This is a genomic window from Solirubrobacter ginsenosidimutans (assembly GCF_027587205.1).
This window is the reverse complement of sequence record NZ_JAPDOD010000005.1, coordinates 293,058-303,207: the sequence shown is the minus strand read 5'-3', so window position 1 is coordinate 303,207 and position 10,150 is coordinate 293,058. Positions and strand designations below refer to the sequence as shown.

Here is a 10,150-nt window from a genome sequence, read left to right as displayed (position 1 = left end):
GTCCTGCGGCGTGCGGCGTGGCGGCGGACGGTCCTGCGGCGCGTGGCGTGGCGGCGGACGGTCCTGCGGCGCGTGGCGCGGCGGCGGACGGTCCTGCGGCGCGCGGCGCCGCGGCTCCGGCGCGTGTGGTCGCGGCGGTCACGCGATCGCCTCCACGAGGCGTCGCGCCGACACGTCGGTCGGCTCGGCGCGGATGACGAACTCGGCCGCCTCGGGTGGTTCGTACGGCGCGTTCTCGCCGGTCATCCCGGTCAGCCGCCCGGCGCGGGCCCGCGCGTACAACCCCTTGGGGTCGCGCCGCGCGCACTCCTCGATCGGCGTGTCGACGAACACCTCCACGAACGGCAGTCCTGCCGCCTCGTGCAGCCGTCGCGCGTTCAGCCGGTCCTCGCGGAACGGGGAGACGAGCGAGACGACCGCCACCGCGCCCGCGTCGGCGAACAGCCGCGCCACGTGGGCGACGCGGCGGATGTTCTCCGAGCGCGAGGCGGGATCGAAGCCCAGGTCGCCCGAGAGCCCGTGACGGAGGTTGTCGCCGTCGAGCAGGTAGGCGAAGCGGCCGGACTCGAGCAGCGCGCGCTCCACCGCCACCGCGATCGTCGATTTGCCGGATGCGGGCAGCCCCGTCAGCCACAGCGTCGCGCCGCGCTGTCCGGTGGCGCCCCAACGGACGGAACGTTCCAGCGCGCTCGGGTGCCAGCGGATGTCGGGCGAGTGCTCGACCTCCGCGACGCGTCCCACCCGGGCCGACTCGACCATCCCCGCCGCGACCGTGTCGTGGGTGCGCTCGTCGATCAGGATGAAGGCGCCGGTCGCGCGGTTTGAGGCATAGGGGTCGGCGAGCACCGGCGCCGCGGTGCGCAGCGTCACCCGCCCGATGTCGTTGAGCCCGAGTTCCTCGGCCGGCGACTGCTCGAACGACGAGATGTCCAGCCGCGCCGAGATCTCGGCGATGTTCGCCCGCACGCGCCGCGTCGTGTGCTTGAGCAGGTACCGCGCGCCGACGCGGGCAGGCGCCTCGACCATCCAGCACACGGTCGCCTCGAGCTCGCGCGCCACCTCAGGCTCCGCGCCCGGCGCCACCAACAGATCGCCACGGCCGACGTCGAGCTCGTCCTCCAGGCGCACGGTCGCGACCATCGGGGGCGAGACCTGCGCCACGGGTCCTTGCGGGGTGTCGATCGCCGCGACTCGCGAGCGGGAGCCCGACGGCAGCACCACGACCTCGTCTCCGGTCGACAGCACCCCGCCCGCGACCCGTCCCGCGTACCCGCGGTAGTCACCCGCCCGGACGGTCCACTGCACCGGGAAGCGCACCTCGTCGAGGTTGCGGTCACGGTCGATCTCCACGCGCTCCAACTGCGCCAGCAGCGGCGGCGCCTCGTACCACGCCAGCCGCGGCGACGGATCGACGACGTTGTCGCCCTCCAGCGCCGAGATCGGCACCGCCCGCACGTCGGCGATCCCCAGCTGCGCCCCCAGCGCCCCGAACGCCGCCGAGATCTCGCCGAAGCGCTCCGCCGAGAAGCCGACGAGGTCCATCTTGTTCACGCACGCCACCAGGTGCCGGATGCCGAGCAGCGCGGCGAGGTACGCGTGTCGCCGCGACTGCTCCAGCAGGCCCTTGCGGGCGTCGATCAGCACCAGGGCGAGATCCGCGGTCGACGCGCCCGTGACCATGTTGCGCGTGTAGCGCACGTGGCCCGGCGTGTCGGCGAGGATGAAGGAGCGCCGCGCCGTGGCGAAGAAGCGATAGGCCACGTCGATCGTGATGCCCTGCTCGCGTTCCGCGCGCAGGCCGTCGGTGACGTGGGCGAGGTCATCCTCTTGGACATCGTCGAGAAGTTGCTTGGAGTCCAGCAGCAGCCGGCCGATGAGCGTCGACTTGCCGTCGTCGACCGAGCCCGCCGTGGCGATCCGCAACAGGTCACGATCCATCTAGAAATACCCCTCGCGCTTGCGGTCTTCCATCGCGGCGGAGGACGTCCGGTCGTCGGCGCGGGTCGCGCCGCGCTCGGACAACGTCGAGCGCGCCGTCTCATCGAGGATCGCGGGAATGTCCCCCGCCGAAGAGCGCACCGCTCCGGTCACCGTCAGGTCGCCCACGGTCCGGTAGCGCACCCGCTCGACGAACACGCGCGACCCGTTCGAAGGCGTGAACTCGGACACCGCGAACAGCATCCCGTCGCGGTCGAACACCTCACGTTCGTGGGCGTAGTAGATCGACGGCACCTCCAGCTCCTCCGCCTCGATGTAGCGCCACACGTCGAGCTCGGTCCAGTTGGAGATCGGGAACGCGCGCACGCTCTCGCCGCGGCGCACGACGGTGTTGAACAGATCCCACACCTCGGGCCGCTGGTTGCGCGGCTCCCACTGGCCGAGCTCGTCGCGGAAGGACAGCACGCGCTCCTTCGCCCGCGCGCGCTCTTCGTCGCGCCGCGCGCCCCCGAACGCGGCGTCGAAGCGCCCCGAGCGCAGCGCGTCGAGCAAGGTGACGGTCTGCAGCCGGTTGCGCGACGGGCCGTCTTCGAAAGCCCGTCCGGCGTCGATCGAGTCCTGCACCTTCGCCACGATCAGCTGCTCGCCCAGCTCCGCCACGCGGCGGTCGCGGAACGCGAGCACCTCCGGGAAGTTGTGGCCGGTGTCGATGTGCAGGATCGGGCAGGGGAACCTGGCGGGCCGGAACGCCTTCTCGGCCAGCCGCAGCAGCACGATCGAGTCCTTGCCGCCGCTGAACAGCAGCACCGGCCGCTCGAACTCGGCGGCGACCTCGCGCATCACGTAGACCGCCTCGGCCTCCAGCGCTTCCAGCTGATTCATGCTGCCTCCGAAGCAAACCGAGCCGCCCAGGCCGAAGACCGCGAGCCCGACTGACGCAGCAGCGGCGAGGGGGGAGCCTTGACCCCGGCCAGGATCTCGATCGTCGGCCCCGGGTCCCGCGCAAAGTCCTCGTACACGACCACGTCGGGCGAGCGCCCGCGCAGCCACTCCGTCCACCCGCGCTCACCCGCCGCCAGCCACTCGGTCAGATGCTTGATCGCCGCGAACGAATAGACCGGCTCGGCGACCGGCGAGTCGCCCGACCGCCAGGCCTGCGTCTGGATCGCCGTCCACAGGGACACCGCCTGCGCGACCTTGTCGCGCCGCACCACCTGCACGTAGCGCAGCGGCCCGAAGACGTCCTCAAGCGAACGCTCCCCTAACCGCACCCACAGGTCCGGTGTATGGCTCCACATGATCTTCGCGGCGAAGACCCCGTTCGGCGTCGTGCCCGCCCGCCGGACGGCCTCGAAGTCGAACGACGTCTCCGGCACGCCCGGATCGAGCGGCGGCAAGAGCCCCAACACGGACGGGTCGCTCACGCCCGCCAGGTACTGGCGCGGCTGGTCGGCGATGCCTGAGTCCTTGAAGTGCTGGAAGTACTCGTTCGGCACGCCCGCCACCCCGGTGGCCTTCAGCAGCTCGCACAACAAGGTGCTTCCGCTCCGCTGCGTCGCGCACACGATCAATCCAGACATACTCGATAGGATTACATGACTTTGCGTCCGAACATCGTCTACCTGCATTCGCACGACACCGGGCGCCACATCCAGCCGTACGGTCACCAGGTCCCGACGCCGAACATCCAGCGGCTCGCCGACCAGGGGCTGCTGTTCCGCCAGGCGTTCTCGGCGGCCCCCGTCTGCTCCGGCAGTCGCGCCGCGCTGCTGACGGGCGAGTACAGCCACACGAACGGGATGCTGGGCCTGGCGCACCGGGGCTACCGCCTCGCGGACTACCACCACCACCTCGTCCACACACTGCGCGACGCGGGCTACACCAGCACGCTTATCGGTGAGCAGCACGTCTCCGCCGACCCGGACGACATCGGCTACGACGACGTCGTCGAACTGCGCTCGCACCAGGCGAGCGAGGTCGCCCCGGCCGCGGCCCGCGTCATCCGCAACGCCGACGGCCCGTTCTTCCTCAGCGTCGGCTTCTTCGAGACCCACCGGGACTTCTTCGAGCCCACGTCCGTCCGCGACGCGCTCTACTCGCTGCCGCCGGCCAACCTTCCCGACACGCCGGTCACACGCCGTGACATGGCGGCCTACAAGGCCAGCGCCCGCGCCCTGGACCAGGGTGTCGGCACGGTGCTCGACGCGATCGAGGACGAGAACACGCTGGTGATCTTCACCACCGACCACGGGCTCGCGTTCCCGGGCGCCAAGGCGACGCTGACCGATCGCGGCATCGGCGTGCTGCTGATCGTGCGCGGTCCCGGCGGCTTCACGGGCGGCAAGGTCTCCGACGCGCTCGTGTCCCAGATCGACATCTTCCCGACCATCTGCGACGTGCTCGGCATCGAGCGGCCCGCGTGGCTGCGCGGGAAGTCGCTGCTGAGCGAGGTCAACGACGCGGTGTTTGCGGAGATCACGTTCCACGCCGCGTACGAGCCGCAGCGAGCGGTGCGCACGAAGCGGTACAAGTACATCCGGCGCTACGAGAGACCTGTGCTCGCCAACATCGACGACAGCCCCAGCAAGGACTATCTACTGGCCCACGGCTTGGCGGAGCGCGACGCCCCCACCGAGCAGCTGTACGACCTCGTCTTCGACCCCAACGAGGCGAACAACATCGTCGACGACGAGCCTGCGATCGCGGCGGAGTTGCGCAAGCGGCTGCACCGCTGGATGGTCGATACCGCCGACCCGTTGCTCGACGGCCCGATCGCGCCCGCGCCCGGGACGGAGTACAACACGGCCGACCAGCGCTCCCCGGCGGAGCCGACGACGAGGGCCTGATGCCACACGGAATCGTCCTTCAGACGCAGGCCGACGCTCCGGCCGGGCGGCTCGCCGACTGGGCCGCGCGTCGCCAGATCACCCTGCAGGTGGTCCGCACCGACCTCGGCGAGCCCTACCCGGACCCGCGAGATCCCGACTTCGTCGTCGCCCTCGGGTCCGGCGCCACCGCCGCCGGCGGGGGACCGGACTGGGTCGAGGAGGAGATCGAGTGGCTGCGCGCGGCCGACGCGGCGGCGCTCCCCATCCTCGGCATCTGCTTCGGCGCCCAGGCGCTCGCCGCCGCGCTCGGCGGCTGCGTGCGCAGGCTCGAGCGGCCCGAGGTGGGCTGGGTCACGGTGAAGACCCTCGACGCGGACCGGCTGCCGTCGGGTCCGTGGCTCGCCTGGCACGAGGACTCCTTCACGCTCCCGCCGCTGGCTTACGAGCTCGCGTCCAACGCATTCGGCGTGCAGGCGTTCTGTCACTGCCGGCACCTCGCGGTGCAGTTCCATCCCGAAGTGACGCCCGTGATCGTCAGCGAATGGGCGGACGACGACCACGGCGATCTCGAGCGCGCCGGCTCCACCCGCGAAGCGCTGGACGACGCCACGCGACGCCACGCCGGCGCCGCGGCCAGGGCGGCCGAGACGCTGTTCGACGGCTTCGCCGCCCGCGCGGGTCTGGTGGCTGTAGCCTCCCGCGTGTGAAGCACGAGCACACTCATCACGTCGCCGCGGATGCAGACAAGGTGTATGCCGCGCTCGCCGACGTCTCCAACCTCCCGCACTACGTGCCGCAGATGACCAGCGCGAAGCCCCACGACGGCGACAAGGTCACCGTCGAGGCCCGCTACGACGGTCACACGCAGCACGGCGAGGCCTGGTTCCGGACCGACGACGCCAAGCGGCGCATCGAGTGGGGCGCCGAGGGCAGCGACTACAACGGCTGGCTGCAGGTCGACCCCGACGAGAACGGCTCGCGACTCACGCTCTACGTCGCGACGGTCCACGGCAACGCGCCCGACCCCGAGGTCATGGGCACGTTGGACGCGATCCGTCGCCTCGTCGAGGCCGATGTCTGACCCCAACTGCCTGTTCTGCAAGATCGCCGCGGGTGACATTCCGTCGACCCGGGTCTACGAGGACGAGCGGACGATCGCCTTCATGGACATCAACCCGGGTTCGCGAGGGCACCTGTTGGTAATCCCGCGCGCGCACTCGAAGGACTTGTTGGCGATCGAACCCGAGGACCTCGCCGCAGTGACCCGAACGGCCCAAGTGATGGCGCGGCGGGTGACGGAGAAGTTGTCGGCGGACGGCGTGAACCTGATCAACTCTTGCGGCCCGCTGGCCTGGCAGACCGTGTTTCACTTCCACATGCACGTGATTCCGCGCTATGAAGGGGACACGTTGCGGCTGCCCTGGCAGCCCGCGCCGGGCGACCGCGACGAGATCGCAGCCGCTGCACGAGCACTCACCGCGTAGACATCTCCACGCCCAGCACCCTCCGCCAACGGTTGCGGGAGAGCCACATCCATGTATAGCGTCTCCCCCTGTTGGGACCGGGCGCACCGGCCGGTCGAAATATGTACGGCGTGGACAACTCACGCCGAGCTGCAAGTGGGGTTCTCTGTGGGCACCGGCACGGTCAAGTGGTTCTCGGACGAGAAGGGCTTCGGCTTCATCACGCCCGACGGGGGTGGGCGCGATCTGTTCGTGCATTTCTCCGGTATCACCGGCGACGGTTACCGTTCGCTGAGCGAAGGCGCCAAGGTCTCTTTCGAGGAGGAGAACGGCGACAAGGGTCCGAAGGCGATCAACGTCCAGAAGATCTGAGAGGAGAGGTCGCAAACCGGGGGGAACCGCATCCCCCGGGACCTCGTCGTGTTTCATTCGGGCGATGAGCCATCGCCCATTCATCGGCCTCGCTGCGCTGGTAGCCGCCCTGGTCACCGCTGCGCCCGCGTCGGCGAAGATCGTTGAAGTCGGGAGGACGGACGTCGCTCCGGCCTGTCCCGCGACCCCCTGTGTAGCGGTCTCCCGCACCACGGGGTACCAGATCAAGGTCGCGGACGACCGGGGCTCGTTCGTCGTTCCCGAGGACGGGAAGATCGTCGCGTGGACGATCGCGCTCGGGAAGCCCACCGACGAGCAGATCTCCTTCTTCGACAAGGGCCTCGGCGGCCCCGCCTCCGCGCGCCTCACCATCCTGCGCGCGGGCAAGACGCTCTACTCGCGCGTCGTGAGCCAGAGCCCGATCCAGCAACTGGCCCCGTATCTGGGCCAGACGGTGCAGTTCCCGCTCGGCCGGGCGCTCAATGTCAAGAAGGGATATGTCATCGCCCTGACGGTTCCGACCTGGGCGCCGGCGCTCACACCGGTGCTGACCGACCACTCCTCGTGGCGCGCGTCGCGCCCGAAGGGCAAGTGCGATGACGCCGCGACGCAGACCGCCCAGAGCACCCTCAAGCAGGTCGCGCAGTACCGCTGCCTCTACAAGGCGCGGTTGACCTACTCGGCGACGCTCGTCACCCGCCCGGTACCCAACCCGGCTGCGACGACCGACGGGACTTAGGCTCGGCGGGCGTCTGCGCGACGAGCTTGACGCCCGCCGCACGATTGGGGACGTCGGGCACGTTGTGGCCCAGCAGGTCGAGCAGCGCGTCGACGACGTCGGGGTCGAACTTGGTGCCTGCCTCGGAACGCAACTGCGCGATGACCTCGTCGCTCGGGAGCGCGTCGCGGTAGGGGCGCGCCGTCCGCATCGCCACGTAGGCGTGGGCGGCGTGCACGACGCGTGAGCCGATCGGGATCCGGTGGCGGGCGAGACCGTCCGGGTAGCCGCTGCCGTCCCAGTGCTCATGCTCGTGCCGGACGATGGGGGCGACGCCGGCGAGGTCTTTGGTGCGGGCCAGGATCCGCTCGCCCGCGATCGGGTGCTGGGACATGACCCCCCACTCCTCGGGCGTCAGCGGCCCTTCCTTGCTGAGCAGCTCGGCGGGCATCGCGAGCTTGCCGACGTCGTGCAGGAGCGCGCCGTGGGCGATGCGGTCGACGGCGTCGGAAGGAAGGCCGAGCATCATCGCGACGCCGCGCGAGAGCCGCACGACCTCGTCGGAGTGCTCGCGGGTGTAGTGGTCGCGCTCCTCGATCGCGGCGGCCAGGGCCTGCACGGCCGCGGGTGAGCCCGCCTGGGACTGCAGCAGCGCGAGCTCGCGCTCGACCTCCGGGTTGGCGATCGCGACGCGGCCCTTGCCCGTGCGCTTGGCGAGCATCAGCGCGCGGTCGGCCTGCTCGAGCAGCCCGTTGGCGTCGAGGCCGTCATGCCAGGCGGCGACGCCGATCGAGCACTTCCCGCCGATCGCGTCACGGCAGCGCTCGGCGACGTGCGCGGTCATCTCCTCGTCGGAGCCGGGGAGCAGCAGGACGAACTCGTCGCCGCCGTAGCGGGCGACCTGGTCGTACGGGCGCAGCTCCTGCTGGAGGGCGGCCGCGACGCCGCGCAGCAGCTCGTCACCGGCGGCGTGGCCGCGGGAGTCGTTGACGGCCTTGAAGTCGTCGAGATCGAGGATGACGGCGCCCAGCGGCGTCCCGTCACGGCGGGCGCGGGCGATCTCCTCGCGCACGCGGACCTGCATCGCGCCGTGGTTGAGGACGCCGGTGAGCGCGTCGGTCCGGGCGGCGTGCTGGACGTGCTCGTACGCCTCGGCGTTGCGGCACGCGACGGTGGCCAGGCCGGCGATCGCCTCGATCGTGTGCTGGTCCTCCTCGTTGATCCGGTGGCGGTCGTTCCAGCCGATCGCGAGCACGCCGCGCGGCTCGTCGCTCCAGGCCATCGGGACCGCGAGCGCGGTCTGGAAGCCGTGGCTGACGGGGAGTTCCTGGTCGCCGAAGTCGCGCTCGTAGTCGTGGCTGACGCACGTCTCACCGTTGGCGAGCACCTGGCCGACGATGCCTTCGCCCGAGCGCAGGCGGATGCCGTGCCAGCCTTCCGGGACGCTGTAGCCGGCGGCGGCGACCGCGCCGTCCTCCCGATTGCCGAGGTAGACGCCGCTGAAGTCGGCTTCGAGCGCCAGCGCCGCCTCGTGCACGAGCGTGAGGAGGATCTCCTGCAGGTCGAGCGTGGCGTTGAGCGCGCGGCCGGCGCGCACGACGGCACGGTCCTGGACCGAGCCGGCGACGCTGCGCGCCTCGGCCTCGATGCGGGCGAGGCCGGCGGCGGCCTGATCGGCGGCGAACAGCCCCGACGCGACGTCCTCGTGGCTGGGCTCGTGGCGCTCGTGCCAGCCGAGGATGATCACCTCGCGCACGTCGTCACCCCACGTGATGGGAAGAAACAGGGCGGAGGCGATGCCGTGCTGCTCGGCGCGGCCGGGGACGATCTCGGTGCTCGTGAGCGCGTCGGGGACGATCAGCGGCCGGCGCGTCGCGACGACGCGAGCGGTGCCGGACGACTGGTGCTCGTCGAACCGCAGGCGCTCGGTGGGCTCAACCGCGGTCGCGCGGTCCTGTGAGACCTCCAGCACCCGCAGCATCGCCGGGGCGTACAGGTCGTGCAGCGCGGCCTTCAGCGCATCGCGAATCGGATCAGCCGACGCCGACTGGGCGGCCTCACGGGCGAGACGGTGAAGCGGACGCATTTCACCTGGTTGATCGTCCAGACCGGTTCCTCCTTGAGGGAACCTATCGTCTGCAGCGGGTCAGCAGGCGCCAGGGTTGGCGGCGCAGAAGTCCTCGTACTGCTGGGCGTCGGAGCCCCCGGGCGGCGGTTGGTCGTTCGTCGCCGAATCCGCCCCGGCGGGCGCCTGGGCGCCGCCGCCGGTGGTGTCCTGCGGCGTGGTCTGCGTCGCGCCGCCGTCGCCGGCCGGCGCGGTGGGCGTGGGAGTCGCCTGCGCCGTGCCCGCATCGGGCGTGGTCGTGGGGGTCGCCGTGGGCGTGGGCGTGGCGGTCGGGGCGAACGCCTCGCCGGTGCCGGGCACGGTCAGCGCGACCGGGTCGCCCGGGACCTCCTGGACGGTGACGGTGTTCGAACCGCACGCGGTGACGGCGAACGTGAGCACGATGATGGGTACGGCGAGGAGCCGCGGCTTCGTGAGGCGCAAGCGCCCTCCTCTCAGCTGGGCAGCGCGGCCATGCGGCGGCCGCACGTGGGACAGTCGTTGAGGTCCTTCTGGGCGGGCTGATCGCACCAGTTGCAGAACCTCAGCGTGTCGACCGCCCATGGCAGGCTGGATTTCGACGGGTGCAGCGGAAGCACCTTCCCTACGACCTCGAGCGGTTCACCCGTGTCGTGGTCGGTGTAGACCTTATCGGGCTCGGCGGGGAGAAGAACCTCGCGGCCAGAGGAAGGGGCGCGCAGGCGATACAGCTGGCGCTCGGACATTG

At 71.0% G+C, this 10,150-nt stretch carries 12 protein-coding genes; 6 read left to right on the top strand and 6 right to left on the bottom strand.

What is annotated here, in order from left to right; all coding sequences use genetic code 11:
• Positions 1–138 precede the first annotated feature (138 nt).
• The 3 genes from cysC to OM076_RS09600 are packed head-to-tail and all read right to left on the bottom strand — an operon-like array spanning position 139 to position 3,518.
• Positions 139–1,938, bottom strand: coding sequence for an adenylyl-sulfate kinase (gene cysC, locus OM076_RS09610; RefSeq protein ID WP_270039423.1), 1,800 nt, complete (start codon positions 1,936–1,938; stop codon positions 139–141).
• A complete protein-coding gene (gene cysD / locus OM076_RS09605) occupies positions 1,939–2,820 on the bottom strand; it encodes a sulfate adenylyltransferase subunit CysD (RefSeq protein ID WP_270039422.1) in 882 nt (293 codons plus the stop codon).
• The gene (locus OM076_RS09600) at positions 2,817–3,518 is read right to left on the bottom strand and encodes a Stf0 family sulfotransferase (RefSeq protein WP_270039420.1); all 702 of its coding nucleotides are present in this window, start codon (positions 3,516–3,518) and stop codon (positions 2,817–2,819) included. Before OM076_RS09600 ends, cysD begins: the two co-directional genes overlap by 4 nt.
• Positions 3,519–3,533: 15 nt before the next feature.
• Here OM076_RS09600 and OM076_RS09595 point away from each other — a divergent pair, with 15 nt between their 5' ends.
• From OM076_RS09595 to OM076_RS09570, 6 genes are all read left to right on the top strand, one after another.
• Complete coding sequence (locus OM076_RS09595) at positions 3,534–4,784, top strand: sulfatase family protein (protein WP_270039418.1); 1,251 nt, start codon at positions 3,534–3,536, stop codon at positions 4,782–4,784.
• On the top strand, positions 4,784–5,473 hold the full coding sequence (locus tag OM076_RS09590) for a type 1 glutamine amidotransferase (protein ID WP_270039417.1): 690 nt from the start codon (positions 4,784–4,786) through the stop codon (positions 5,471–5,473). Before OM076_RS09595 ends, OM076_RS09590 begins: the two co-directional genes overlap by 1 nt.
• Positions 5,470–5,847 (top strand): SRPBCC family protein, encoded by a 378-nt coding sequence (locus tag OM076_RS09585; RefSeq protein ID WP_270039416.1) that lies wholly within the window; start codon positions 5,470–5,472, stop codon positions 5,845–5,847. The genes OM076_RS09590 and OM076_RS09585 overlap by 4 nt, the downstream gene beginning before the upstream one ends.
• Positions 5,840–6,250 carry an HIT family protein gene (locus OM076_RS09580; RefSeq protein WP_270039415.1) on the top strand — a complete coding sequence of 137 codons (411 nt, stop codon included), beginning with the start codon at positions 5,840–5,842 and terminating at the stop codon, positions 6,248–6,250. Before OM076_RS09585 ends, OM076_RS09580 begins: the two co-directional genes overlap by 8 nt.
• Before the next feature lie 147 nt (positions 6,251–6,397).
• Positions 6,398–6,601 (top strand): cold-shock protein, encoded by a 204-nt coding sequence (locus tag OM076_RS09575; RefSeq protein ID WP_270039413.1) that lies wholly within the window; start codon positions 6,398–6,400, stop codon positions 6,599–6,601.
• A gap of 64 nt (positions 6,602–6,665) precedes the next feature.
• On the top strand, positions 6,666–7,340 hold the full coding sequence (locus tag OM076_RS09570) for a hypothetical protein (RefSeq protein WP_270039411.1): 675 nt from the start codon (positions 6,666–6,668) through the stop codon (positions 7,338–7,340).
• Here OM076_RS09570 and OM076_RS09565 read toward each other — a convergent pair.
• From OM076_RS09565 to OM076_RS09555, 3 genes are read right to left on the bottom strand one after another with little or no spacing between them, the layout of a single operon-like run.
• Entirely contained in the window at positions 7,294–9,405 is a 2,112-nt protein-coding gene (locus OM076_RS09565) for a diguanylate cyclase domain-containing protein (protein ID WP_270039409.1), read from the bottom strand. The genes OM076_RS09570 and OM076_RS09565 overlap by 47 nt on opposite strands.
• A gap of 60 nt (positions 9,406–9,465) precedes the next feature.
• On the bottom strand, positions 9,466–9,867 hold the full coding sequence (locus OM076_RS09560; RefSeq protein WP_270039408.1) for a hypothetical protein: 402 nt from the start codon (positions 9,865–9,867) through the stop codon (positions 9,466–9,468).
• Positions 9,868–9,878: 11 nt separating this feature from the next.
• Positions 9,879–10,148 (bottom strand): hypothetical protein, encoded by a 270-nt coding sequence (locus tag OM076_RS09555; protein WP_270039406.1) that lies wholly within the window; start codon positions 10,146–10,148, stop codon positions 9,879–9,881.
• Positions 10,149–10,150: the final 2 nt, after the last annotated feature.